General features: G+C 75.4%; 20 protein-coding genes. 6 read left to right on the top strand and 14 right to left on the bottom strand.

The features are described 5' to 3' along the window. A complete protein-coding gene (locus BKA21_RS15760; protein WP_373308209.1) occupies positions 1-735 on the bottom strand; it encodes a vitamin K epoxide reductase family protein in 735 nt (244 codons plus the stop codon). A 195-nt stretch (positions 736-930) separates the two neighbouring features. Here BKA21_RS15760 and BKA21_RS15755 point away from each other — a divergent pair, with 195 nt between their 5' ends. From BKA21_RS15755 to BKA21_RS15740, 4 genes are all read left to right on the top strand, one after another. After that, on the top strand, positions 931-2,781 hold the full coding sequence (locus tag BKA21_RS15755; RefSeq protein ID WP_140459896.1) for a S8 family peptidase: 1,851 nt from the start codon (positions 931-933) through the stop codon (positions 2,779-2,781). Between the two features lie 119 nt (positions 2,782-2,900). Next, the gene (locus tag BKA21_RS15750) at positions 2,901-3,596 is read left to right on the top strand and encodes a Maf family protein (RefSeq protein WP_140459895.1); all 696 of its coding nucleotides are present in this window, start codon (positions 2,901-2,903) and stop codon (positions 3,594-3,596) included. 235 nt (positions 3,597-3,831) lie between these two features. Beyond that, positions 3,832-5,628 carry an acetyl/propionyl/methylcrotonyl-CoA carboxylase subunit alpha gene (locus BKA21_RS15745; RefSeq protein WP_140459894.1) on the top strand — a complete coding sequence of 599 codons (1,797 nt, stop codon included), beginning with the start codon at positions 3,832-3,834 and terminating at the stop codon, positions 5,626-5,628. A gap of 146 nt (positions 5,629-5,774) precedes the next feature. Continuing rightward, entirely contained in the window at positions 5,775-6,122 is a 348-nt protein-coding gene (locus tag BKA21_RS15740; protein WP_373308208.1) for an NUDIX domain-containing protein, read from the top strand. A gap of 40 nt (positions 6,123-6,162) precedes the next feature. On the opposite strand, the gene BKA21_RS15735 is transcribed toward BKA21_RS15740, so the two are convergent. After that, positions 6,163-7,698 carry an NAD(P)H-quinone dehydrogenase gene (locus BKA21_RS15735; protein ID WP_373308206.1) on the bottom strand — a complete coding sequence of 512 codons (1,536 nt, stop codon included), beginning with the start codon at positions 7,696-7,698 and terminating at the stop codon, positions 6,163-6,165. A gap of 115 nt (positions 7,699-7,813) precedes the next feature. Between BKA21_RS15735 and BKA21_RS15730 the strand changes: the two genes are divergently transcribed. Continuing rightward, on the top strand, positions 7,814-8,650 hold the full coding sequence (locus BKA21_RS15730) for a purine-nucleoside phosphorylase (RefSeq protein ID WP_140459893.1): 837 nt from the start codon (positions 7,814-7,816) through the stop codon (positions 8,648-8,650). Positions 8,651-8,788: 138 nt separating this feature from the next. Beyond that, a complete protein-coding gene (locus tag BKA21_RS15725) occupies positions 8,789-10,684 on the top strand; it encodes a phospho-sugar mutase (RefSeq protein ID WP_140459892.1) in 1,896 nt (631 codons plus the stop codon). Positions 10,685-10,782: 98 nt separating this feature from the next. Here the strand turns inward: BKA21_RS15725 and BKA21_RS15720 are convergent, their stop codons facing one another. The 12 genes from BKA21_RS15720 to BKA21_RS15665 all read right to left on the bottom strand — a co-directional run bounded on the left by BKA21_RS15720 (position 10,783) and on the right by BKA21_RS15665 (position 25,482). Then, entirely contained in the window at positions 10,783-13,116 is a 2,334-nt protein-coding gene (locus BKA21_RS15720) for a DUF6055 domain-containing protein (protein WP_140459891.1), read from the bottom strand. 245 nt (positions 13,117-13,361) lie between these two features. Then, positions 13,362-14,072 carry a deoxyribose-phosphate aldolase gene (gene deoC, locus BKA21_RS15715; RefSeq protein WP_140459890.1) on the bottom strand — a complete coding sequence of 237 codons (711 nt, stop codon included), beginning with the start codon at positions 14,070-14,072 and terminating at the stop codon, positions 13,362-13,364. Next, positions 14,069-15,211 (bottom strand): adenosine deaminase, encoded by a 1,143-nt coding sequence (locus tag BKA21_RS15710; protein WP_140459889.1) that lies wholly within the window; start codon positions 15,209-15,211, stop codon positions 14,069-14,071. Before BKA21_RS15710 ends, deoC begins: the two co-directional genes overlap by 4 nt. 7 nt (positions 15,212-15,218) lie before the next feature. Then, positions 15,219-15,443, bottom strand: a complete 225-nt coding sequence (locus BKA21_RS15705) for a hypothetical protein (RefSeq protein ID WP_140459888.1) — start codon at positions 15,441-15,443, stop codon at positions 15,219-15,221. Between the two features lie 131 nt (positions 15,444-15,574). Further along, positions 15,575-16,867 (bottom strand): thymidine phosphorylase, encoded by a 1,293-nt coding sequence (locus tag BKA21_RS15700; RefSeq protein WP_140459887.1) that lies wholly within the window; start codon positions 16,865-16,867, stop codon positions 15,575-15,577. Next, positions 16,864-17,307: a cytidine deaminase gene (locus tag BKA21_RS15695; protein WP_140459886.1), complete on the bottom strand. Its 444-nt coding sequence runs from the start codon at positions 17,305-17,307 to the stop codon at positions 16,864-16,866. Before BKA21_RS15695 ends, BKA21_RS15700 begins: the two co-directional genes overlap by 4 nt. Then, positions 17,304-18,581: an ABC transporter permease gene (locus BKA21_RS15690; RefSeq protein ID WP_140459885.1), complete on the bottom strand. Its 1,278-nt coding sequence runs from the start codon at positions 18,579-18,581 to the stop codon at positions 17,304-17,306. Before BKA21_RS15690 ends, BKA21_RS15695 begins: the two co-directional genes overlap by 4 nt. Next, positions 18,578-19,816 (bottom strand): ABC transporter permease, encoded by a 1,239-nt coding sequence (locus tag BKA21_RS15685; protein WP_140459884.1) that lies wholly within the window; start codon positions 19,814-19,816, stop codon positions 18,578-18,580. Before BKA21_RS15685 ends, BKA21_RS15690 begins: the two co-directional genes overlap by 4 nt. Continuing rightward, a complete protein-coding gene (locus tag BKA21_RS15680) occupies positions 19,813-21,432 on the bottom strand; it encodes an ABC transporter ATP-binding protein (protein ID WP_140459883.1) in 1,620 nt (539 codons plus the stop codon). Before BKA21_RS15680 ends, BKA21_RS15685 begins: the two co-directional genes overlap by 4 nt. A gap of 237 nt (positions 21,433-21,669) precedes the next feature. Then, complete coding sequence (locus BKA21_RS15675; protein ID WP_170209072.1) at positions 21,670-22,755, bottom strand: BMP family lipoprotein; 1,086 nt, start codon at positions 22,753-22,755, stop codon at positions 21,670-21,672. 231 nt (positions 22,756-22,986) lie between these two features. Continuing rightward, positions 22,987-24,234, bottom strand: coding sequence for an amidohydrolase (locus BKA21_RS15670; protein WP_170209078.1), 1,248 nt, complete (start codon positions 24,232-24,234; stop codon positions 22,987-22,989). Between the two features lie 120 nt (positions 24,235-24,354). Then, positions 24,355-25,482, bottom strand: a complete 1,128-nt coding sequence (locus BKA21_RS15665; protein WP_140459882.1) for a mannose-1-phosphate guanylyltransferase — start codon at positions 25,480-25,482, stop codon at positions 24,355-24,357. Positions 25,483-25,526 lie beyond the last annotated feature (44 nt).

The following is a 25,526-nucleotide window of genomic DNA, read 5'->3' as shown; positions in this document are numbered from 1 at the left end:
TCAGAGCAGCGTCCACCCGTACCGGGCGAACACCACCCCGGCGAGCAGCACGAGCGCCGCGACGGTGATGTACCAGTCGTTGCCGGCCGCGACGAAGCGGCGGGCCCAGGGGCCGGCGGCACCGGGCAGCACGATGTTCCCCTCGCGCACGTTGATGCGCGTGAGGCCGGCCCACACGAGCGTCGTGGTGACGGTGATGAGCAGGCACCAGGGGCACAGGGCGCCGATGACGGTGTAGGCCTGCTGGAAGAGCCACAGCGCGAACACCAGGCCGAGGGTGTAGACGACCTGCGCGGACAGCATGAACCAGCGGGGGAACCGCACGCCGCCGATGAGCGCGACGGCGAGCGTGAGCACCACCGCCTCGGCCGCGATGCCGAGGAACGCGTTGGGGAAGCCGAACAGCTCGGCCTGCCACGACCTCGCCACCGTCCCGCAGCTGATGACGGCGTTGAGGTCGCAGGACAGCGTGGCGTTCTGGTCCTTGGCCAGCACGAGGGCCTCGATCGACAGCACGAAGCTCGCGTACAGGCCGATCAGGCCGGAGACGACCATCTCGATCGCGGTGCGCCGCACCCAGGGCAGCGGTGCCGGGCGCAGCAGGTCGGGGTCGGGGTCGGGCGGGAGGTCCGTGCCGTCGAGGTCGTCGAGGTCGTCGCCGAGGCCGTCGTCAGGCCCGTCGTGGTCCTCGGCGACCTCCGAGGTCGTCCCCCTGCGCGCGGTCACGTCCTTCACATGCCCTCCTCGACGAGTGGTGCGGCCATTGTGCCCCGCCCACCTGGACGACGGCTGGGACCTGGCGGACCGGGCAGCCGAGACATCCGCACCGACATCGTGTCACTTTGACTCTTGACCAGCGTCATTGTTCAGCAATACGGTGCGACGGCCAGGCCACCCACCGCCAGGAACGCACCAGAGAGAGGGCTGACGATGACCCTGCACACACCCGCGCGGACCACGACGGCGATCGCCGTCGGGATCGCGCTCGCCTGCGCCGGAGGGATCGGCGCCGCAGCCGCCGCACCGACGCAGGCCCCGGCGGCCGCGCCCGCCGCCGCCCCGGCCGCCGCACCCGCCGAGACCGGGACCACGGACCGCCTCATCGTGAAGTACCGGGGCGAGCGGGCCGGCACCACGCCCGCCGGCACGACGCAGTCGACGCGCCGCGACCGCATCCAGGCCGCCGCCGCCCCGCACGGCGGGGCCGCCGAGCACGTGCGCGCCACCGCCCAGGGCGCCCAGGTCTGGTCGCTCGGCACGGACCTGGCCGTCGCCGACGTCGAGGCGATCGCCGCGCAGGTCGAGGCCGACCCGACCGTCGAGTACGCCGAGCCCGACCGGCTGATGCAGCCGCTCGCCGCCGCGCCGAACGACACGCGCTGGGCCGAGCAGTGGGACCTGCAGACCACCTCCGTCGGCATCGACGTGCGCACCGCCTGGGACACCACGCGCGGCGCGGGCGTCAACGTCGCCGTCATCGACACCGGCTACCGCCCGCACGCCGACCTGGCCGCCAACGTCGTCGGCGGCTACGACCTCATCGCCGACACGGCGGTCGCCAACGACGGCAACGGCCGCGACGCCGACGCCGCCGACCCGGGCGACTGGACCACCACGAACCAGTGCGCGACCGGGTGGACCGCGCGCGGCTCGAGCTGGCACGGCACCCACGTGGCCGGCACGATCAGCGCCGTCACCAACAACGGCGTCGGCGTCGCGGGCATCGCGCCGGAGTCCAAGGTCGTGCCCCTGCGCGTCCTCGGGCGCTGCGGCGGGTACACCTCGGACATCGCCGACGCCATGATCTGGGCCTCGGGCGGCAGCGTCAGCGGCGTTCCCGCCAACGCCAACCCCGCCAAGGTGCTCAACCTCTCGCTCGGCGGGTCCGGCACCTGCGACACCACCAGCCAGAACGCCATCACCAGCGCCCGCTCGCGCGGCGCGGTCGTCGTGGTCGCCGCCGGCAACTCGAACACCAACGTCTCGAGCTCGAGCCCGGCCAACTGCTCCGGCGTCGTCGCCGTCGCCGCGTACGGCCCCACGGGCGCACGGGCGTACTACTCCAACTACGGCACCCTCGTCGACATCGCGGCCCCCGGCGGCGACACCTCCGGCGGGTCCGCCAACGGGATCCTCTCGACGCTCAACACCGGCACCAGCACGCCCGGGTCGGACTCCTACGCCTTCTACCAGGGCACGTCGATGGCCGCCCCGCACGTCGCCGCCGTCGCGGCGCTCATGCTGTCCGCCAACCCGTCGCTGACGCCCGACCAGGTCGAGTCCCTGCTCAAGTCCAGCGCGCAGCCCTTCGTCGCGACCTGCTCCAGCTGCGGCGCCGGCATGCTCGACGCCGCGACCGCCGTGGCCGCGGCCACCGGCGGCACCACGCCGACGCCCACGCCGACCCCGACGCCGCCCGCGGGCAGCGTCGCGGAGTCGGAGTCCAACAACACGCGGGCGACCGCCGACCCCGCACCCCGGCCGTCGACGTTCACCGGCACCATCGGATCCACGAGCGACACGGACTACGTGTCCGTCGTCGTCCCCGCCGGCGCCACGCTCACCGTCAGCCTCACCGCGGGCGTCGCGAGCGCCGACTACGACCTGTACCTGTACAACGCCTCGGGCACCCGGGTCGCCAGCAGCACGCGCGGCGCCGGCCTCGTCGACACCGTCACGTACACCAACAGCGGCACCGCGAGCGCCACGTTCTACCCCCGCGTCCTGTACTACTCGGGCACCACGGGCACGAGCGGGACGTACACGCTGGCCATCAGCTGACGTCACGCGGCACCGACGGCGCCCGCCCCTCGCGCAGGGGCGGGCGCCGTCGTGCGCACCGGGGGCGGGCGCACGACGACCGGCACGGCGGCGGGCGCCGCGCGGGCTAGGGTCGGGCCGTGACCACGGCACCCTCCTCCCCCCGGCTGCTCCTCGCCTCGGCGTCCCCCGCCCGCCGCGCCACGCTCGTGCGCGCCGGCGTCGACCCGCTCGTCGCCGTCTCGTCCGTCGACGAGGACGCCGCGCTGGCTGCGGCCCGCGAGCGCTTCGGCGACCTCGAGCCCGCGGACGCGGTGCTGGTGCTCGCACAGGCCAAGGTCGAGGACGTCGCGCGACGCCTCGTGGACGACCCCGAGCTCGACGTGCCGGGCTGGGACGGCGAGGACCTGCTGCTCCTGGGCTGCGACTCGATGCTCGAGCTCGACGGGCAGATCCTCGGCAAGCCCGCCGACGCGGACGACGCCGTGGCGCGGTGGGCGGCGATGCGCGGGCGCTCCGGCGTGCTGCACACCGGGCACTGGCTGGTCGACGACCGCCCGTCCGGCGCGGACGGCCCGGGCACGGGCGGCACCCTCGGCGCCACCGCGTCGACGGTCGTGCACTTCGCCGACGTGTCCGACGCGGAGGTCGCGGCGTACGTGGCGACGGGCGAGCCCCTGCTGGTGGCCGGTGCGTTCACCGTCGACGGGCTCGGCGGCCCGTTCGTCGAGCGCATCGAGGGCGACCACCACAACGTCGTCGGCCTGAGCCTGCCGCTGCTGCGCCACCTGCTGGGCGACGTGGGCCTGACGCTGCCCGACCTCTGGCGCCGCTGACCCACCGCCGGGCAGGCACGGGCACGGGCGCGTCCCGGCGGGGACGCACACCCCGGCGCGCCCGGCACCTGTTGTCCCCGGACGACAACCGGGCGCCCCCTGGCGCACGATGCGCCCGGAGCGCGTTGGTCGGATCCTCCAAGAGGGGGGCGGACCCGTGCAGGGTTCGGCCAATGTTGTCCCGGGGCGCGGATGCGCACCCGGGCGTCGCCCGGATCCCGCGCTACCGTGAGCCGTGCCCGACATCACCAAGGTGCTCATCGCCAACCGCGGAGAGATCGCCGTCCGCGTCGCCCGTGCCTGCCGGGACGCGCAGATCGCGTCCGTCGCCGTGTACTCCGACACGGACCGCGGCGCCCTGCACGTCACGGTCGCGGACGAGGCGTACGCGCTCGACGGCGCCCGCGCGGCGGAGACCTACCTCGACATCGCCAAGCTCCTCGACGTGGCCCGCCGGTCCGGTGCGGACGCCGTGCACCCCGGCTACGGCTTCCTGTCGGAGAACGCGGAGTTCGCGCGCGCCGTCGCCGCCGCCGGCCTGGTGTGGATCGGCCCCCCGCCGGCGGCCATCGAGTCGCTGGGCGACAAGGTCAGCGCGCGCCACATCGCGCAGCGCGCCGGCGCCCCGCTCGTCGCGGGAACGCCCGACCCGGTCGCGTCGGTCGACGAGATCCACGCGTTCGCGGCCGAGCACGGCCTGCCGATCGCGATCAAGGCGGCGTTCGGCGGCGGCGGTCGCGGCCTGAAGGTCGCGCGCACGCTCGACGAGATCGACGAGATGTACGAGTCCGCGGTCCGCGAGGCCGTCGCGGCCTTCGGGCGCGGGGAGTGCTTCGTCGAGCGGTACCTCGACCGTCCGCGGCACGTGGAGACCCAGTGCCTGGCCGACGAGCACGGCACCGTGGTCGTCGTCTCGACCCGTGACTGCTCGCTGCAGCGCCGCCACCAGAAGCTCGTCGAGGAGGCCCCGGCGCCGTACCTGAGCGACGAGCAGCGTCGCCTGCTGGTCGACGCGAGCGTGGCCATCCTGCGCGAGGCCCGCTACGTCGGCGCCGGCACGTGCGAGTTCCTCGTGGGGCAGGACGGGACGATCTCGTTCCTCGAGGTCAACACCCGCCTGCAGGTGGAGCACCCGGTCACCGAGGAGATCAGCGGCATCGACCTGGTCCGCGAGCAGCTGCGGATCGCGGCGGGCGAGCCGCTCGGGTACGACCACGTCGAGACCCGCGGCCACGCGATCGAGTTCCGCCTCAACGGCGAGGACCCGGCCGCGGGGTTCCTGCCCGCGCCCGGCCGCCTGTCGCGGCTGCGGTTCCCCTCGGGCCCGGGCGTGCGCGTGGACTCCGGCGTCGTCGAGGGCGACACCGTCTCCGGTGCGTTCGACTCGATGATCGCCAAGCTCATCGTCACCGGCGCGACCCGGCGGCAGGCCCTGGAGCGGGCCCGGCGCGCGCTCGCCGAGCTCGAGGTCGTCGGCATCCCCACCGTCGTCCCGTTCCACCGGGCGGTGCTCGAGGACGAGGCGTTCGCGCCGGCCGACGACGCGACGCCGTTCCGCGTGCACACGCGGTGGATCGAGACGGAGTTCGCCCCGACGCTCGCGACGCTGGGCCGCACGCCGGCGCCCGCCGCGGACGACGAGGACGAGGACCCCGCCCTGGAGCGCGTCGTCGTCGAGGTCGGCGGCAAGCGCCTGGAGGTCGTGCTGCCCGCCGCCCTCGGCCTGGGCCGGCCCGGCACCGGCGGGCGCGCGCAGCGCCCCGGCGCGGCACCGCGCCGCAGCGCCCGCGCCCGGGCGACGCGCCCGTCGGGCAACGGCACGACCCTCGCCTCGCCGATGCAGGGCACGATCGTCAAGGTCGCGGTCGCCGAGGGCGCCACGGTCGCCGAGGGCGACCTCGTCGTGGTGCTCGAGGCCATGAAGATGGAGCAGCCGCTGGTCGCGCACCGCGCCGGCACGGTCACGCGCCTGTCCGCGGGCGTCGGTGCGAGCGTCAGCGCCGGCAGCGCGATCTGCGAGATCGTCGGCTGACCGGCGCACCGGTCCCGCCGGGCCGTCCCCGCACCCCGGGCGACGGCTGGACGCCCTGCGCGTGCGGGCGGCGGCACTGGGGTCTGCACGGTGCCGCGGGCCTGCTGCTGGTGCGTCGGGACGGCGCCGGGTGCGCCACGCACGTCGTGCTGCAGCACCGGGCGCCGTGGTCCGACGCGGGCGGCACCTGGGGCGTGCCGGGCGGCGCCCGCGCGCCCGGGGAGGACGCCGTGGCCGCCGCGCTGCGCGAGTCCCGCGAGGAGGCGGGCATCGACCCGCAGGCCGTCGCGGTGCGCGGCACGCACGTGCTCGCGCACCCCGACTGGTCGTACACCACCGTGGTGGCCGACGAGGTCGGCACCGTGGAGCCCCGCCCCACCGACGACGAGTCGGTCGAGGTCGCGTGGGTCGCGGTCGACGACGTGCCGGCGCGGCCGCTGCTGCCCGCGTTCGCCGACGCGTGGCCCGTGCTGCGCGCCTCGCTCGACGACTGAGCCGTCCGCCGCGCGGCAGCCGGCCCGTCGTGCTCGGCGCTCAGTCCTCGGTGCGCTGGTGCAGCATGCGCGCGACCTCGGCCACGGTGCCCGACATCGACGGGTACACCGTCGAGGCGTCCGCCACGTCGTCGGTCGTGAGCCGGTGCGTGACCGCCAGGGTCAGCGGGAACACCGCCTCGCTGGCCCGCGGGCCCACGACCACGGCGCCGAGGACCGTGCCCGTGCCGGTGCGGGCGAAGATCTTCACGAACCCGTCGCGCACGCCCAGCATCTTCGCGCGCGGGTTGCGGGCCAGCGGCAGCATGCTCGTGGAGTACGCGATGCCCCGCTCGCGCAGCCGCGCCTCCGACAGGCCGACCGTCGCGATCTCGGGCGCGGTGAAGATGTTCGCCGCGACCCCCGTGAGCGACAGCGGCCGCACCGCGTCGCCGAGGGCGTGCGCCATCGCGATCCGCCCCTGCGTGGCCGCGACGGACGCCAGCGGCAGCACCCCCGTGCAGTCGCCCGCGGCGTAGACGCCCCGCACCGACGTCCGTGAGACCTTGTCGACCTCGACGTGCCCCGAGGGGGTCAGGCGCACGCCCGCCTCCTCCAGGCCCAGGCCGCGCGTCGTCGGCACCGACCCCACGGCCAGCAGCACGTGCGACCCCTCGACCGTGCGCCCGTCCTCCAGGGTCACCACGACGCCGTCGGCCGTCCGGCGCGCTGACGACGCCCGCGAGCGGCCCATGACGGTCATGCCGCGCTGGGTGAACACGCGCTCGATGAGCTCGGCGGCGTCCGCGTCCTCGCCGGGCAGCACCCGGTCCCGGCTCGACACGAGCACCACGTCGGCGCCCAGCGACGTGTACGCGCCGGCGAACTCCGCGCCGGTGACGCCCGAGCCGACCACGACGAGCCGCTGCGGCAGCTCGTCCAGGTCGTACATCTGCGTCCACGTGAGGATGCGCTCGCCGTCCGGCTGGGCGTCGGGCAGCACGCGGGGCGTCGCCCCCGTGGCGACCAGCACCACGTCCGCCGGCAGCACGCGCTCGTCACCCTCGGCCGTGCGGACCGCGACGTGCTCGGCGTCGAGCAGGCGCCCGTCCCCCGCGACGACCTCGACGCCCTCGCGCTGCAGCCGCGCCCGGATGTCCGCGGACTGCGCCGCCGCGAGAGCCTTGACGCGCGTGTTGACCGCACCCAGGTCGATCGTGTGCCGCAGCGCGTCGCGCACCGCGTCGGCCGTGCCCGTGACGCCCGCGAGCCGGATCCCCAGCTCGGGCGCCCGGTCGGCGATCGTCATCCACTCCGCCGTCGCGATGAGCGTCTTGGACGGCACGACGTCCGTCAGCACCGCGGAACCGCCCAGCCCGCTGCGCTCGACGACGGTGACCTGCGCGCCGAGCCGCCGCGCGACCAGCGCCGCCTCGTACCCGCCGGGGCCGCCGCCCACCACGACCACGCGGCTGACGGGGCGGCCGTCCGACGACGGGCTGACGGTCGAGGCGGCCGCCGCGCGCGCCACCTGGGGCTCGTCCGGGGCGGCGGGTGCGGGCTGCTGCGGGCTGGCGTCGGGGGTGTGCTGGCTCACGCGCCCATCCTGCCCGACCGCGCGCACGTCGGGCGGGCAGGGCGCGGCGGAGCGGGGCCGGTGGAGCAGGGCGGGCGGAGCAGGGCGGGCACGTCCGTCCGGATAGCCTTCGACCATGACCGATCACGCCGCCCCCGAGCTGGACGACCCCACCACCGACCCCTTCGACGTCGCGCGCCTCGCCGCGCAGGTGATCGCCGAGCGCACAGGCGTCGAGCGCCACGACGTCGCCCTCGTGCTGGGCTCGGGCTGGGGCGGGGCCGCCGACCTCATCGGCGAGACCGTCGCGGAGGTCCCGAGCCACGAGATTCCCGGCTTCGCCCGCCCCGCGGTCGTCGGGCACGTCGGCACGCTGCGCTCCATCCGCATCGGCGACACCGGCCGGCACGCGCTCGTGCTGGGCTCGCGCACCCACCTGTACGAGGGCCGCGGCGTGCGTCGCGTCGTGCACGGCGTGCGGACCGCCGCCGCGACCGGCGCCTCCACGGTCGTGCTCACCAACGGCTGCGGCGGCCTGAACCCCGCCTGGGCGCCCGGCACGCCCGTCCTCATCAACGACCACATCAACCTCACGGCGACGTCGCCGCTCGAGGGCGCCACCTTCGTCGACCTCACCGACCTGTACTCGGCCCGGCTGCGCGCGGTCGCTCGCGAGGTCGACGCGAGCCTCGACGAGGGCGTGTACGTGCAGTTCCCCGGCCCGCACTACGAGACGCCGGCCGAGGTGCGGATGGCCGGGGTGCTCGGCGGCGACCTCGTCGGCATGTCGACGACGCTCGAGGCCATCGCCGCCCGGCACGCCGGGCTCGAGGTCCTCGGGGTGTCCCTCGTCACCAACCTCGCCGCGGGCATCGGCACCGAGGCGCTCTCGCACGCCGAGGTCATCGAGGCCGGCCAGGCCGCGGGCCCGCGGATCAGCGACCTGCTCGCCCGCGTCGTCCAGCGGCTCTGACGCCCGCCGGCCCCGCCCCCGCCCCGCGCACCGGGCGACGGGCGGGGCCGGAGCCGTCCCCCGCACGGCCCGTCACGGCCGGCGCCGGCACCGCGCCCGGGTTCGTCGCGGCGCCCGCGCGCCACTAGCGTGGACCCCGTGAGTGCCGACGCGACGCAGACCCCGCAGGACGACGACGCCCCCGGGCGCTGGGACGCGCTGGCGGCGCAGGTCGAGGCGTGGGTCGCCGACGACCCGGACCCGCAGACCGCCGACGAGCTGCGCACCCTGCTCGCCACGGCGCGCCGCACCCCCGACAGCCTCGCGCCCGGGGCCACGCCCGACCCGACGCAGCAGCAGGTCCTCGACGCCGCGTCCCGCGCGCGCGCCGACCTCGCCGACCGGTTCTCCGGCCTGCTGCAGTTCGGCACCGCCGGCCTGCGCGGCGAGCTCGCGGGCGGCCCGCACCGCATGAACCGGGCCGTGGTCATCCGTGCCGCCGCCGGGCTCGCGGACTTCCTGCTCGGCGAGCTCGAGGGACGGACCCCGGCGCCCCGCGTCGTCGTCGGCTACGACGCCCGGCACAACTCCCACCGCTTCGCCCTCGACACCGCCGCCGTCATGACGGCCGTCGGCATCGAGGTGCACCTGCTGCCCGCCCCCCTGCCCACCCCCGTGCTGGCGTTCGCCGTGCGGCACCTGCACGCCGACGCCGGCGTCATGGTCACCGCCTCGCACAACCCGCCGCGCGACAACGGCTACAAGGTCTACCTCGGCGGGCGCGTCGTCACCGACGGCGGCCAGGGCGCGCAGATCGTCCCGCCCACCGACGCCGCCATCGCCGCCGAGATCCACCGCGTCCCGTCCGTCGCGTCGGTGCCCCGCGCCGAGCAGGGCTGGACCGTCCTCGGCCCGGAGATCGTCGAGGAGTACACCCGCACCGCGGTGGCGCTCGCGGCCGACGACACCGCGGCCCGCGAGCGCGCCGCCCGCCTGAAGGTCGTCCTGACCCCGCTGCACGGCGTGGGCGGCGCCGTCGCGCACGACGTGCTCGCGCGTGCCGGCTTCACCGACGTCACGCTCGTGCCCGAGCAGGCCGAGCCGGACCCGGACTTCCCGACGGTCACGTTCCCGAACCCCGAGGAGCCGGGCGCGATGGACCTCGCCCTGGCGCTGGCGTCGGCGACGCGCGCGGACCTCGTGGTCGCGCTCGACCCGGACGCGGACCGCTGCGCCGTCGCGGTCGTCGACACGCGGCACCACGTCAAGGGTGCCCCGCAGTCCCCGCAGGCCGACGGCTGGCGGATGCTGCACGGCGACGAGGTCGGGGCGCTGCTCGGCGCCGACGCCGTGGCCCGGGCCGGCGCCGCCGACCCGGCGACGCTGCCCGCGCACCCCGCGGTCGCCTGCTCCATCGTGTCCTCGCGGCTGCTCGGCAGGATCGCCGCGTCCGCGGGTCTCGGCTTCGCGCCGACGCTGACCGGCTTCAAGTGGATCAGCCGCACCGAGGGCCTGGTGTTCGGGTACGAGGAGGCGCTCGGCTACTGCGTCGACCCCGCGCACGTGCGCGACAAGGACGGCATCTCGGCGGCCGTGCGGGTCGTCGACCTGGCGGCACGGCTCGCCGCGGAGGGGCGCACGCTCGTCGACGCGCTGGACGACCTGGCGCGCGCGCACGGCCTGCACGTGTCCGACCAGGTCTCGGCCCGGTTCACCGACCTGGGCCGCATCGCCTCGACGGTCCAGGCGCTGCGCTCCGCACCGCCGACGTCGCTCGGTGGCTCCGAGGTCGTGCAGGTCGTCGACCTGGCCGCCGGCACCGAGGACGACCGCGACGGCCTGCCGCCCACCGACGGGATCCGCCTGCTCACCGCGGACGGCACGCGCGTCGTCGTGCGCCCGTCCGGCACCGAGCCGAAGGTCAAGTGCTACCTGGAGGTCGTCGTGCCCGTCGCGCCCGACGCCGACCGGCACGCGCTGGACGCGGCGCACCGCACCGCCCGGGCCCGTCTGACGGCCGTCGCCGCCGACGTGCGCGCGACGCTCGGCCTCTAGCAGCCCCGTCTCTCGCAGCACCGCCTCTCGCAGCGCCGGTCGCCAGCAGCGTCGAGCCACCGGCCCCCGCGTGCGGCGGGCCGGTGGCACGGTCCGGGTCAGCCCCGGCGGCTGCAGCTCAGGGACGGCTCGCGCAGGTCGCCGTCGCCGTCCGCGCTGCCCTGGAACGCGAACACCACCGACTCGCCCTCGGGCACCCAGCCGTTCCAGCCGACGTCCTCGGCGCGCAGCGATCCGCCGCTGCTGGTGAGCGTCGCCCCCCAGACCTCGGTCGGGGCGCCCACGCCGTCCGGCTGGGTCCAGGAGACGGCCCAGCCCTCGACACCGTCGGTCGTCGCCGTCACCTTCACCTCGGCCTGGTAGCCGCCCGGCCACCGGTTGGTCACGCGGTAGCGCGCCGTGCAGGCGCCCGCGGGCACCGGTGCGGGCGGCGCCACGTCCTCCGACGTCGGGTCGTCCGACGGCGACGGGGCGTCGGACGAGGGGCTGCCCGTGGGGCTCGGCGTCGGCGAGAGCGTCGGGGTCGGCGTGGGCGTCGGGCTGGGCGTCGGCGTGGCCTGCGGGCTCAGCGCCGTCTCCCCCGCGGTGAAGGGCGTGACCGGGGCGTTCACGTCGGAGTCCTGCCCCGCGGCGTCGCACGTCGCACCCGCCCGGTAGGAGGTGTAGACGCCGGCGTCGCACGTGAAGCCGACGACGGCGTCGCCGCCTACCACGAGGTCGCCGGACAGCCGCGCGGTGCCCTGCACGACCGCGCTGTCACGGACGACGACGGACCCGGTGACCTCGGCGCCGGCCTCGACCCAGGCCCGCCCCTCGAGCCGGACCTCCGCGCCGACGGTCGCCTTCCCGCGCACCACCGCGTCGGGCCCGACCCAGGCCGCCGGGTCCACGCTCGCGTCGTCGTCGACCCATCCGCCGCCGTTCGCGTGCGCGTGCCCGCCCTCGACCACGTCGTGGGTCGTGACGACCTGCGCACCCTCGACGCGCAGCTCGTACGGGAACCGCGGGGTCGCGGCGAACCCCTGGCCGGCCGCCGGCTGGCTGACCTGGCCGGGCGCCGCCACGACGACGAGGTGCACCTGGGAGTCGCCCTCGCGGGGGACCAGCTCGACCTCGCCGTCGGCCGTCTGCGTGACGGGCGAGTAGCGGATCCCGTCGGCGCCGTGGACGACGAACCCGACCGCCCAGGTCGCGTCGGCGGGGGCGGCCTCGACGTGCCCCCGCAGCCGGACGCGCACGGGTGCGCCGACCGCGGCAGGGGCGAGCTCGACCACGTTGTACCCGTAGGCGGCGGGCGCGAAGGCCCCGAGCACGCGGTAGTGCCCGGGGTCGTCGGCGACGGCCTCCAGGGGCGTCGTCAGCCGCGTCCGGAGCACGGGGTCCACGTCGGCCAGGACGGCGCCCGGCCCGCCGGTGCCGGCGACGTCGGCGGCGACGGCCCGCAGGGCGTACTGCGCGACGCGCCCGTTGACGACGGTGCCGCTCGACGAGGTGAGCCGGGCGTAGGCGGCCAGCGGCTGCTCGTCGGGCATCGCCTCGGTCCACAGGCGGCGCACCAGGGACACGTCGTGCTGGCCGGCCAGGTGCTGCAGGAGCAGCCACGAGCCGACGTCCTGCCGGGCGCTGCCCCAGGCGAGCTGGGAGCCGTGCAGCAGGTCGGAGACGTCGGCGTGCTGGCCGGGCACGGCCAGCGAGGCCAGGTACGCGGCGGACGCGGACCAGAAGGTCGCCGCCGAGGGGTCGGTCAGCCCGCGCCCGCCCGCGCCGGAGACGAGCAGGTGCTGCACGACCTCGCCGAACCCGCGGGCGAGCTCCCAGGGGGTGCCGGGGACGACCTCGGCGGGCGGGGTGACCAGGGTCGGGTCCTCGCGCAGCGACGAGGGCTCGGCCTGCACGGTGGGCTCGGGCGGGTCCTCGAGGGAGGACGCGAGGACCTGCGGCGCGACCCGCAGCAGGCCGACGCCGTCGACGACCGCCCCCTGGGTCAGCGCGGGCTCGCCCGCACCGTCCGCGAGGCCCCCGCCGACGGCGTTGAGGACGCCGCTGCCGGCCGCACCGGGGCCCTGCGACCACGTGCCGTCGACGACCACGAGGACCTTGCGCCCGGCCGCCTGACCGCCCTCGGGCTCGAGGCCGAGCACGTCGACGTCGTAGTCGTGCAGCGCCTGGAGCTGGTCGAGCACACGGTCGGGGTCGAACCGGATCTCCTCCGGCGCGTCGAGGGGGTCCTCGCCGGCGAGGTCGCCCCAGGCGAGCGCCACGTCGTCGTCCTCGACGACCGTCGCGTCCTCCCAGACGGCCCGCCAGCCCTCGGGCACGTGCAGGGTCTTCGTCCCGGACGCGGGGAGCCCGATGGCCCCGGCGAGCACGGCGCCGAGCACGAACGGCACGACGAGGACGGCGATCAGGGTGCCGCGACCGATCCGGCCCATCGCGCGTGCGTCTCCTCCTGTGGTGCGCACGCCGTCCGCGGGTCGGGGTGAGGCGGTGCACTGCTGCTCGTCGCCCGCACGGTGCTGGACGACGGTCCACCATCGTGCGCGCGGGTGTGCCGAGTCAACGCCCGCGGGGTGCCGAAGATGTCCCGATCGCCCCCTCCGGGGCGAACTCTCACGCGGCTCTCATCGCACCCGCGGACTGACACGTACCAGCGGCCCGCGGGTGCGACGTCGGTGCGTCAGTAGCCCGCGTCGGCCGTGACGCCCGCGAGCACGGCCGCGGTGCCGGACAGCCCGAGGCGCGTCGCCCCGGCCTCGACCATGGCCAGCGCGTCGGCCGCGGACCGGACCCCGCCCGACGCCTTGACGCCGAGGCGCCCGCCGACGGTCTGCGCCATGAGGCGCACGGCGTGCACCGACGCACCGCCCGCGGGGTGGAACCCCGTGGACGTCTTGACGAAGTCCGCGCCGGCCGCCTCCGCGGCGCGGCACACGGCGACGATCTCCTCGTCGCTCAGCGCCGCCGACTCGATGATGACCTTGAGGACCGTGGGTGCCGGCACCGCGGCACGCACCGCCGCGATGTCCGCCTCCACGTCCGCGAAGCGCCCCTCCTTGGCCGCGCCGACGTCGATGACCATGTCGACCTCGTGCGCGCCGTCGAGGACGGACCGGGCCGCCTCGGCGGCCTTGACCTCGCTGCGGTGCTTGCCCGACGGGAACCCGCACACGGTCGCGACCAGCAGCGCGGGCGCACCGTCGAGGCCCACGGGCACCTCGACGGGCAGGAACGACGGCGAGATGCACACGGAGTAGACCCCGAGCGCGACGCCCTCGGCGATCAGCGCCTCGACGTCCGCGCGGGTGGCCTCCGGCTTGAGCAGGGTGTGGTCGACGTACCGGGCCAGGCCCGCGGCGTCGTGGGGTGCGGTGGTGGTGTCGTCGCTCATGCGCGGTGCCTCCCGGCGTCTGGGCCGGCGGCCGCCGGCAGGATCACGTCGTGGACGAGGCTCTCGCGCTCGTCGTGGTGCACGAACGCGGCGCGGGCGGCCGTGACGGTCGCCTCCACCACGTCCGCGAAGGTCCAGCCGGCCTCGTGCACGAGCAGCGCGAGCTCGCGCGACAGGCTCGTGCCGGACTGCAGGCGGTTGTCCGTGCTGATCGTCACCGCGAAGCCCGCGCGAAGCAGCGGCGTCGCGGGGTGCTCGGCGACGCTCGTCGCCGCGCGGGTCTGCACGTTCGACGACGGGCACATCTCGAGCGTGATGCGCCGGTCGCGGATCCAGTGGGCGAGCCGGCCCAGCCGCCACCCGCCGTCCGGCGTGGCGTGCACGTCGTCGATGACCCGCGCCCCGTGGCCCAGGCGGCACGCGCCCGCGACGTGCACGGCCTCGGCGACCGACGCCAGGCCCGCGTCCTCGCCCGCGTGGACGGTCACGGGCATGCTCGCGTCGCGCAGCACGCGGAACGCCCCCGCCAGCCGCGAGGGTGCGAAGCCCTCCTCCGGCCCGGCGATGTCGAACCCGAGCACGCCGGCGTCGCGGTGCGCGATCGTCAGGGCCGCGATCTCCTCGCCCCGGTCGAGGTGCCGCATGGCGCACAGCAGCGCGCCCGCCCGGATCGTGCGCCCCTCCGCCGCGGCCTCGGCCACGCCCGCCTCGATGCCCTCGCGCACCGCGCCCACGACCTCGTCGAGGGTCATCCCGGCGCGCAGGTGCTGCTCGGGGGCGTACCGCAGCTCGGCGTGCACGACGCCGTCGCGGGCCAGGTCGACCACGGCCTCGCGGGCGACCCGGCGCAGCGCGTCGGCGGTCTGCATGACGGCCACGGTGTGCTCGAACGTGCTGAGGTACTCCACGAGCGAGCCCGAGCTCGCGGCCCGGACGAACCACGCGCCCAGCGCGTCGGGGTCCGTCTCCGGCAGCTCGTGCCCGACCGCCGCGGCGAGCTCGACGACCGTCGCCGGCCGCAGCCCCCCGTCGAGGTGGTCGTGCAGGAGGACCTTCGGCAGCGCGCGGATGCGCGCCTCCAGGTCCTGCCGGTCGCGGACGGTGCCGTCGTGCGGTGCACCCGCGGTGCTCGTGCTCATGGCCTGCTCATCCCTGGTCGTCGTCCTCCTCGAGGGGCTCCTCGGCCGCCTGCTCGGCGACGTCGGCCTCCGCCGCGAGCCCGTCCCGGTCGGCGCGCGCGACACCCGGCCGGTAGTCCTCGGCGTCGACCACGTCGGCGTCGGGCTCGTCCGTCAGCCGTACCGGCTGCTCGGGCTCGACGGGGACCAGCCCTGCGTCGCGCCACGCCTCGGCCCCCGGAACGGTGCTCATGGCTCCTCCTTGTCGTCGGCTGCGGGTCGCCTCCATCGTGGCCCTCCCCCGCCGACGCTGCCAGGCGGCCCCGCGTCCGTGGCCCCACCGGCCGGGGGGTCACGGGCGCCGGGCGCCCGGCGCGGTCCTGCTCAGTCCGCGGCGATCCGCCCCAGCAGCAGGGGGCGGGCGCCCGCGGCGCCGTCCGGCTCGACCACCACGCCGCCGGCGAGGGCGTCGTGCGCGCGCGCGAACCGCTCGGGGGTGTCGGTGTGCAGCGTGAGCAGCGGCTGCCCGGCACGCACCCGGTCACCGGGCTTGACGTGCATCTCGACGCCCGCGCCGGCCTGCACCGGGTCCTCCTTGCGGGCGCGCCCGGCGCCGAGGCGCCACGCGGCCACGCCCACGGCGTACGCGTCGAGCGTCGTCAGCACGCCGTCGGACTCCGCGAGCACCTGCTCGCTCTCGCGCGCGACCGGCAGGGTCGCGTCCGGGTCGCCGCCCTGCGCCGCGATCATGGCCCGCCACCGGTCCATGGCCCGCCCGTCGGCCAGCGCCGCGGCCGGGTCGGCGTCCTGGACGCCCGCCGCGGCGAGCATCTCCTGCGCGAGGGCGACGGTGAGCTCGACGACGTCGGCCGGGCCGCCGCCGGCGAGGACCTCGACGGACTCGCGGACCTCGAGCGCGTTGCCCGCGGTCAGGCCGAGCGGCGTCGACATGTCGGTCAGCAGGGCGATGGTGGTCACGCCCGCGTCGGTGCCGAGCTCGACCATGGTGCGGGCCAGCTCGGTCGCGCGGTCGAGGTCCTTCATGAAGGCGCCCGAGCCGACCTTGACGTCGAGCACCAGCGAGCCGGTGCCCTCGGCGATCTTCTTGCTCATGATCGAGCTCGCGATGAGCGGGATCGCCTCGACGGTGCCGGTGACGTCGCGCAGCGAGTAGAGCTTGCGGTCCGCGGGGGCCAGGCCCGACCCGGCGGCGCAGATGACGGCGCCGACGTCCTCGAGCTGGCGCATCATCTCGTCGTTGGTCAGCGCGGCGCGCCAGCCGGGGATCGACTCGAGCTTGTCGAGCGTGCCGCCGGTGTGGCCGAGGCCGCGGCCGGACAGCTGCGGCACCGCGACGCCGAACACGGCGACGAGGGGCGCGAGCGGCAGCGTGATCTTGTCGCCGACCCCGCCGGTGGAGTGCTTGTCCGACGTCGGGCGCGACAGGCCCGAGAAGTCCATGCGCTCGCCGGACGCGATCATGGCCGCCGTCCAGCGGGCGATCTCCTCGCGGTCCATGCCGTTGAGCAGGATCGCCATGGCCAGGGCGGACATCTGCTCGTCGGCCACCACGCCGCGCGTGTACGCGTCGAGCACCCAGTCGATCTGGGCGTCGGGCAGCCGGCGGCCGTCCCGCTTGGCGACGATGACGTCGACGGCGTCGAAGGGCTCGGTCACTGTGCTTCTCCTCGCTCGACGAGGTCCACCGGCCCGAAGGCGTCGGGCAGGACCTCGTGCATGGGGCGGATGCCCCGGACGGTCTCGACCAGCAGGTCCGGGCCGCCGTGCTCGAAGAGCAGCTGGCGGCACCGGCCGCAGGGGGCGAGCACGTTGCCGTGCCCGTCCACGCACGTGAACGCCACGAGGCGCCCACCACCGGTCACGTGCAGCATCGACACGAGGCTGCACTCGGCGCAGAGCGTCACGCCGTACGACGCGTTCTCCACGTTGCACCCGACGACGACGCGGCCGTCGTCGACGAGCGCGGCGACACCCACGGGGAACCGGGAGTACGGGACGTAGGCCCGGGTCATGACGTCACGGGCGGCGGCCCGCAGGCCGTCCCAGTCGATCTCGACGGGACGGCCCGCGTCCGTACCGGGTGCGGGGGCGCTCACTTGACGTACGGGATGCCCTCGGCCGCGGGGGCGCGCACGCGACCCGCGAAGCCGGCGACAGCCAGGATCGTCACGACGTACGGCACCATCAGCAGGAACTGCGGCGGCACCTCGGACCCCAGGGTGCCCAGGACCGTGCGCAGGTTCTCCGCGAACCCGAACAGCAGGGCCGCGGCGACCGCGCCCTTCGGGCTCCACCGGCCGAGGATGACGGCAGCCAGGGCGATGAAGCCCCGCCCACCCGTCATCTCCTTGCCGAAGGCCAGGCCGGACGCGACCGTGAAGAACGCACCGCCCAGGCCCGCGATCGCGGAGGCGAGCACCGTGGTGCGCACCCGGGTGCGGTTGACGTCGATGCCCACGGTGTCGGCGGCCTTGGGGTGCTCGCCGACGGCCCGCACGCGCAGGCCCCACCGGCTGCGGAACAGGTACACCTGCAACGCGATGACGATGACGTACATGAGGTAGACGAGCAGCGTCTGGCGGAACAGGATCGGCCCGAGCACGGGGATCTGCGAGAGCACCGGGATCGGCAGCTCGGGCAGCTCGGTCCGCGAGTTCCAGGTCGCCGGGTCCTCGGCGAGCACGGTCGAGAACAGGAAGCTCGTCAGGCCGACGACCAGCACGTTGAGCACGACACCGACGATGACCTGGTTGACGTGGTACCGGACCGAGAAGAACACCAGCAGCATGCCGACGAGGGCACCGGCGACCGGGGCCGCGACGAGCCCGAGGTACGCCGACGTGGTGACCGAGCCGATCACGGCGGCGAGGAACGCCCCGGCGAGCAGCTGCCCCTCGATCGCGATGTTGACGATGCCGACGCGCTCGGAGAGCACGCCCGCCAGCGCGCCGAAGATCAGCGGGGTGGCCAGGAACAGGCTGCCCGTCGCGATCGAGGTCAGCGGGATGACGGAGGCGTTGCCCGCGCCGACGAACGTGAGGAACGCCAGCACCAGAGCGACGGCGAAGACGACCGGGAGCCACAGCCCGACCGGCTTCTCGGCCCGCGTGAGCCAGAACGAGAGCGCGGCGAGTGCGACGGCCACGAGGACCAGCACCCAGACGACCGGGGCCGCGGCGAGCGCGAACTGCGGGATCTGGAAGAAGTCGTCCGCGGACGAGAGCCGGAACGTGGTGTCGCCGGCCGGGGTGCGCAGCGGCATCCACAGCAGGGCGAGCAGGGCGACGACGCCGTAGGCGATCGGTGCCTTGTAGCTGGTGCGCGCCTTGACCGCCGCGGCGGGGGCGAGGGTGGGAGCGGCGAGGCTCATGCTGCGGCCTCCACGGCGGAGCGACGGCGCTGGCCCGGGGCGGGCAGCCGGAAGACGGCCCGCACGAGCGGCGGCGCGGCGATGAACAGGACGATGAGCGACTGCAGCACGAGCACGATGTCGATCGGCGTGCCCGTGCGGGTCTGCATGAGGCGCCCGCCGGCGGCGAAGGCGCCGAACAGGATGCCGGCGAGCACGGTGCCGAGCGGCTTGGACCGGCCGAGCAGCGCGACCGTGATCGCGTCGAACCCGATGCTGCCGGCGATCGCCGCCGTGAGGTTGCGCTCGGTGCCCAGCAGCTGCGTGGCGCCGGCCAGACCGGTCAGCGCCCCGGAGACGACCATGACGAGCACGGTGGTCGTGGCGACGGAGATGCCCGCCGTGCGGGCGGCGTGCGGGTTCGACCCGACGGCGCGGAACCGGAAGCCGAGGGTCGACCGCTCCATCAGCCACCAGACACCGGCGGCCGCGGCGAGCGCGAGCACGAAGCCCAGGTGCAGGCGGAACGGCTCCCCGAGCAGGTTCGGCAGCATCGCGGTGTCGGCGACCGGCTTGGCGACCTGCGGCGTCGGCGAGGCGAAGACGCTCGTCGTGATCAGGTACAGCGTGGCGTAGACCGCGATGTAGTTGAGCATGATCGTGACGATCACCTCGTGCGCACCGGTGCGGGCCTTGAGCACGCCGGCGATCGCGGCCCAGACCGCGCCACCGACGGCACCGCCGACCAGGGCGAGGACCAGGTGCAGGCCGATCGGCAGGTTCCAGCTGAAGCCGATCCACGCCGCGAGGACCGCGCCGAGGGTGATCTGGCCCTGCCCGCCGATGTTGAACAGGCCGGCACGGAAGCCGACGCCGACGCCGAGCCCGGCGAGGATCAGGGGGGCCGAGATGGTCAGCGTCTCGGTGAGGGGGCGGATCGCGCGGGCCGGGCTGCTGGCGTCCCAGTCGAAGACCGCACCCTGGAAGAGGGCGACGTACGCGCTGGAGACGCTGGTCCAGATGGCCCCGAGGGTGTCCAGCGGCCGGGCGAAGAAGTACGTCGCGGCCGCCTGCACGTCGGGGTCGGCGAACGCGATGAGCACCCCGCCGAAGAGGAGGGCGAGCACCAGCGCGGCGAACGTCATGAGCCAGGTCGAGGACAGCATGTCCTGCAGCACGGAGCTCTGCGACGGGGCCGCACCCCGGCTCGTGCGGTCCTTCGGCTGCGCCGGCGGCATCGTGCCGGGGTCGCTCATCGCCCCTCCTCCTGGTGCCGGGCGTCCTGGGAGCGCGTCGGCGTGCCCGGGCGGGCCGTGCGCTGGTCGGCCTGGCCGAGCGTGGTGTGGTGGGCGGCGGCCTGCGCGGTAGCCTCCTCGAGCGGGACGCCGGCCATCATCAGGCCGAGCACGTCGCGGTCCGTGCTGCCGGGGACGACCCCGACGACGCGGCCGCGGTACATGACGGCGACCCGGTCGGCGAGCGCCGCGACCTCGTCGAGCTCGGTCGAGACGATGACGACGGCCGTGCCCTTGTCGCGCTCGGCGACGACGCGCTTGTGCACGAACTCGATCGAGCCGACGTCGAGGCCACGGGTGGGCTGGGACGCGACGAGCAGGCGCAGCGGGCGCGACAGCTCGCGGGCCAGCACGACCTTCTGCTGGTTGCCGCCGGAGAGCTGGCCCAGGGTCGAGTCGACGGACGTGGCGCGCACGTCGAACTCGGCGACGCGCTGCTCGGCGTTCTCCCGGAGGAGCTTGCGGTCGATCGCGCCGCGCCGCGAGTACGGCGGGGTGTCGACCAGGTCGAGGACCAGGTTCTCCTGGATGGTGAAGTCGGCGATGACGCCGTCGGTGCTGCGGTCCTCGGGCACGAAGCCCAGGCCCGCGGCGAGGCGGTCGCGCACGGACAGCCCGTCGAGCTCCATGCCGTCGAGCGACACGGAGCCCGAGGTGGGCGTGACGAGCCCGAGCAGCGTCTCGGCGAGCTCGGTCTGCCCGTTGCCCTGCACACCGGCGACGGCCATGATCTCGCCCGCGCGGACCTCGAGGTCCACGCGGTCGACCACGGCGGTGCCCGCGGCGTCGAGGACCGTGAGGTCGTCGACCCGCAGCACGACGCCGCCGGGGCGGGCGGGCGCCTTCTCGACCCCGAGCTGGACGGCACGGCCGACCATGAGGGACGCGAGCTCGGTCTCCGAGGCGGAGGGGTCGGCGGAGCCGACGACCTGGCCACGACGGATGACGGTGATCTTGTCGGCGACCGCGCGCACCTCGCGCAGCTTGTGCGTGATGAAGAGGATCGAGGTGCCCTGCGCACGCAGCTGGCGCATGATCTCGATGAGCTCGTCGGTCTCCTGCGGCGTCAGCACCGCGGTCGGCTCGTCGAGGATGAGCACCTGCGCGTCGCGGGCGAGCGCCTTGATGATCTCGACGCGCTGCTGGACCCCGACGGGCAGGTCCTCGACGGTGGCGTCGGGGTCGACCTCGAACCCGAACCGCTGCGCGACCTCGCGCACGGCGCCGCGGGCGCGGGTGACGTCGATGAGGCCGCCGGCGGCCGTGGGCTCGTGCCCCAGCGCGACGTTCTCGGCGACGGTGAACACGGGCACGAGCATGAAGTGCTGGTGCACCATGCCGATGCCGGCGGCCATGGCCTGCCCGGGGCCGTCGAACTCGACGGCACGGCCGTCCAGCAGGATCTGCCCCTCGTCGGGCGTGTAGAGCCCGTAGAGGGTGTTCATGAGCGTGCTCTTGCCGGCGCCGTTCTCGCCCAGCAACGCATGGATCTGTCCGGGCTCGACGACGAGGTCGATCGAGTCGTTCGCGGTGAACGAGCCGAACCTCTTCGTGATGCCGCGCAGCTCGAGCCTCATCCGACCTGCTTCCTGTCTTCGTTCGTCGTGTGCCCGGCGCCCCCGTCGTCCGCGCACCGCGCGTCCGCCGAGAGCGAACCGTACCCTGCCCCGGACGTCCCGGGCGTGGGCCTCCTCGTGGGCCCTGCACCCCGTGCCGACCGGCCCGTGCGGGCGGCCTGCGGGTGCTCCGTGACGGGCCCGTCACGGACGACGGCCCGGGCGATGCACGCCCGGGCCGTCGTCGTCAGGCCGGTGTCACGGGGAGTTCGGCGACTCGATGACGAGCTCGCCGGACGCGATCTGGGCGTACAGCTCCTCGACGCGCTCGCTGACCTCGGCGGGGATCTCCGCCTCGAAGTCGTGGAACGGGGCGATGCCGACGCCGCCGTTCTCGATCGTGCCGACGTACGGCTCGTTGGTGAAGTTGCCGGCGGACGCCTCGCGGACGACCTCGAACACGGCGTCGCCGATCTGCTTCATCACCGAGGTGAGCATGAGCGAGCCGTACTCGGTGGTGTTGTAGCCGTCGTTGTCGACCCAGATGAGCTTGGTGCCCTCGACGCCCGAGGCGGCGGCCGCCGCACCCAGGCCGACGGGACCGGCGACGGGCATGATGACGTCCGCGCCCTGGTCGATGAAGCCCTGGGCCGTGTTCTGGCCGTTGGCCTGGGTCTCGAAGTCACCGGTGAAGGAGCCGTCCTGGGCCTCCTTGTCCCAGCCGAGCACGCGGACGGACTCGCCCGACTCCTCGTTCCAGGCGGCGACGCCGTCGACGAAGCCGTCCATGAAGATCTGGACCGACGGGATCGGCAGACCGCCGAAGGTGCCGACGACGTCGGACTCCGACATGGCGGCGCCGACGTAGCCCGCGAGGTACGAGGCCTCGGCCGTGTTGAACAGGATCGGCTTGGCGTTGTCGAACTCGAGCGGGTTGAAGTCGTCGTCCGAGAACGTCGAGTCGATGAGCGCGAACTCGACGTCGGGGTTCGCCGTCGCGCCGTCCTCGATCGCCTGCTCGAGCAGGAAGCCGACGCCGATGATCAGCGTGCAGCCGTCCTGGACCAGGCTGTCGATGTTGGGGCCGTAGTCGGAGTCGCCGGAGGACTCGAGCGCGTTGATCTCGATGCCGAGCTCCTCGCCCGCGCGCACCAGGCCCTCGTACCCGGACTGGTTGAACGACTGGTCGTCGTACCCGCCCTGGTCGGAGACCATGCACGCCTTGAAGTCCGAGGCGGTGTCGCCGCCGGCGGTCTCCTCGGCCTCGTCGGGGGCACTGCCGCACGCGGCCAGGGCGAGGGCCACGGCCCCGCCGAGGGCCGCAGCCCGCATCACATTCTTCACGCCGGTTTCTCCACTTCTCGTCGTCGCGCCGGTCGGTCGGTCCGCGGTTCACGGGGTGCGCCGTTGCGCCCCAGGCCTACGTGACCGTCCGGCATGAGCACTGCGGAGACTAGGCACCGTCAGGTCACGGGCGGGTTACCAGAGGGTCTCCGGGCTGGTTCCGTGACCAATCCGCAATCTGGTCCCGCCTGCTGGACGGGTTGTCCGGATCCCGGGACGGCGTGTCCGCCGTCACGCGTGCCGCAGGTCCGCCGGGTCGAGCGGCGCCCGGCCGGCGATCTGGGCGACCCGCGCGAGCAGCAGCGCCCCCGCCTCCACCGCCCGCTCGTCGACCTGGAGGTCGCCCTGGTGGATGTCGAAGGTGCGCCCGCCGGGCGTGCGCGTGCCCAGGCGCGCCATCGCGCCGGGCACCCGCTGCAGGTACCAGGCGAAGTCCTCGCCGCCGAGCGACTGCTCCGTCAGGCGCACCGACTCCGGGCCCAGCACGTCGTGCGCGGCCCGCTCCAGCAGCCCCGTCGCCCCGGCCGTGTTCTGCACCGGCGGCACGCCGCGCGCGTGCTTGACCTCGGCCTCCACGCCCAGCGGCCGCACGACGTCCAGGACCGCCTGCTCGAAGACCTGCGACGCGTGCTCCCACGCCCGCTCGTCCAGGCAGCGCAGCGTGCCCATGACGGCGCCGGTCGACGGGATCGCGTTGTGCGCCTTGCCCGCGTGCACCGCGCCCCACGTGAGGTTCACGCCGCTGCGCGGGTCGAGGCGCCGCCCGAGCACCGCGGGCACCTGCGTGATGACCTGCCCGAGCGCGAACACCACGTCGCCGGTCAGGTGCGGGCGCGAGGTGTGCCCGCCGTCGCCGGTCAGCGTCACGTGCACCTCGTCCGACGCCGACGTGATCGGGCCGATCCGCGTGCCGAGCAGCCCGACGTCGAGCTTGGGGTCGCAGTGCACCGCGAAGATCTGCCCGATGCCGTCCATGCCGCCGGCCGCGATGACGTCGATCGAGCCGCCCGGCTGCACCTCCTCGGCCGGCTGCAGCACCAGCCGCACGCCGGCGTCGAGCCGCCCGCGGCGGTGCAGCTCGGCCAGCGCGAGGCCGGCACCGAGCACCGCGGTGGTGTGCACGTCGTGGCCGCAGGCGTGCGCCACGCCCCGCGAGCGCGACGCCCAGGGCAGCCGGCACGAGTCGGGCACGGGCAGGGCGTCGAGGTCGGCACGCAGGGCGACCCGGCGCACGCCGTTCGCGCCGACCGCGGGACCGATGTCGCACCACAGGCCGGAGGTCGGCAGCACGTGCGGCTCGAGCCCCGCGGCGCGCAGCCGGTCGGCGACCACGCGGGTGGTGCGCTCCTCGGTGCGCGCGAGCTCGGGGTGCGCGTGCAGGTCGCGGCGGATCTCGACGAGCTCGGCCCGCAGCGCGGCCACGACCTGCGCGAGCTCGACCGCCTCGTCCCCGGTGGGCACCGCCCCGAGCGAGCTCAGCGGGGGCACGTCCGCGGCCGCCGGTGCGGCCGCCGCGCCACCTCCCCGGTGGTCGTCGACGAGGTCAGGGGTCACGGCGGGCAGGTCGGGCACCGTTCGAGGGTAGCCCCGCCCCGCACGTCAGAGCAGGTCGTCCCGGCCCCTGGCGCGCCAGCCGTCGACGGCGGCCTTCACCTGCTGCGCGTACGCACGGCTGGTGACCAGCACCCCGTCGGGGGTGTCGACGACCACGGCGTCGGGCAGCCCGACGACGCTCACGGGCCGACCGCGGGTGACGACGAGCGCACCGTCGGCGTCGACGCGCAGGACGTCGGCGTCGTCCCCGAGCGTCGTGGGGCGCCCGTCGGCCGCGAGCAGCCCGGCGAGCGAGGCGAAGTCGCCGACGTCGTCCCAGCCGAACGTGCCGGGGACGACAGCCACGCCGCCGGCGGCCGCCACCGGCTCGGCGATGGCGTGGTCGATCGCGATCCTGGTCAGGCCGGGCCACGTGCCGGCGAGCCGGGCGTCGCGGTCGGGGCCGTCCCACGCGGCGGCGATCGTGCGCAGGCCGTCGTGCAGGGCGGGCATCCGGGCCGCGAGGTGGTCGAGCAGGACCTGCGCGCGGACCACGAACATGCCGGCGTTCCAGCTGTAGGCGCCGGTCGCGAGGTACTCGGCGGCGGTCTGCGCGTCGGGCTTCTCGGTGAAGCCGAGCACGTGCCGGGCCGAGGGTGCGCCGTCGACGCCCAGGTCGTCGCCCGCACGCACGTAGCCGAACGCCGTCGACGGCTCGGTCGCGGCGATCCCGACGGTGACGACGTAGCCCTCGCGGGCCGCGGCGACGGCCTCGCGGACCGTCCGCTCGAACAGGTCGGCCCCGGTGACCACGTGGTCGGCCGCGAACGAGCCGAGGACGACGTCGGGCCCGTGCCGCTCCAGCAGCACGGCGGCGGCCAGGCCGATGGCGGCCATGGAGTCGCGCGGGCTGGGCTCAGCGAGCACCTGCGCGGCGCCGAGCTCGGGGAGCTGCTCCGCCACGGCGGCGGCGTGCCGGGTGCCCGTGACCACGAGCACCCGGTCGTGCCCCGTCAGGGGGGCGAGGCGGTCGACGGTGGCCTGGAGCATCGTGCGACCGGTGCCGGTGAGGTCGAGCAGGAACTTGGGGCGGCCGGCCCGCGAGAGCGGCCACAGCCGGGTGCCGGCGCCGCCGGCGGGGACGACGGCGTGGAAGTCGGCGAGGGCGCCGTCGGCGGCGTGGGTCGCGGGCATGGCGACACCGTAGCGGCGGCCGCACCCCTGCGACCGCACGGTCC

This window comes from Cellulomonas oligotrophica (assembly GCF_013409875.1).
Taxonomy (GTDB): domain Bacteria; phylum Actinomycetota; class Actinomycetes; order Actinomycetales; family Cellulomonadaceae; genus Cellulomonas; species Cellulomonas oligotrophica.
The sequence above is the reverse complement of the archived record's forward strand: the minus strand, read 5'-3'. Positions and strand labels throughout refer to the sequence as shown.

Bases quoted from the DNA above. Each gene is read 5' to 3' on its own strand.
- BKA21_RS15705 (WP_140459888.1), bottom strand. From the start codon at position 15,443: ATGAGCACCGTTCCGGGGGCCGAGGCGTGGCGCGACGCAGGGCTGGTC.
- deoC (WP_140459890.1), bottom strand. From the start codon at position 14,072: ATGAGCGACGACACCACCACCGCACCCCACGACGCCGCGGGCCTGGCC.
- BKA21_RS15720 (WP_140459891.1), bottom strand. From the start codon at position 13,116: ATGGGCCGGATCGGTCGCGGCACCCTGATCGCCGTCCTCGTCGTGCCG.
- BKA21_RS15710 (WP_140459889.1), bottom strand. From the start codon at position 15,211: ATGAGCACGAGCACCGCGGGTGCACCGCACGACGGCACCGTCCGCGAC.
- BKA21_RS15680 (WP_140459883.1), bottom strand. From the start codon at position 21,432: ATGAGGCTCGAGCTGCGCGGCATCACGAAGAGGTTCGGCTCGTTCACC.
- BKA21_RS15730 (WP_140459893.1), top strand. From the start codon at position 7,814: ATGACCGATCACGCCGCCCCCGAGCTGGACGACCCCACCACCGACCCC.
- BKA21_RS15685 (WP_140459884.1), bottom strand. From the start codon at position 19,816: ATGAGCGACCCCGGCACGATGCCGCCGGCGCAGCCGAAGGACCGCACG.
- BKA21_RS15755 (WP_140459896.1), top strand. From the start codon at position 931: ATGACCCTGCACACACCCGCGCGGACCACGACGGCGATCGCCGTCGGG.
- BKA21_RS15665 (WP_140459882.1), bottom strand. From the start codon at position 25,482: ATGCCCGCGACCCACGCCGCCGACGGCGCCCTCGCCGACTTCCACGCC.
- BKA21_RS15690 (WP_140459885.1), bottom strand. From the start codon at position 18,581: ATGAGCCTCGCCGCTCCCACCCTCGCCCCCGCCGCGGCGGTCAAGGCG.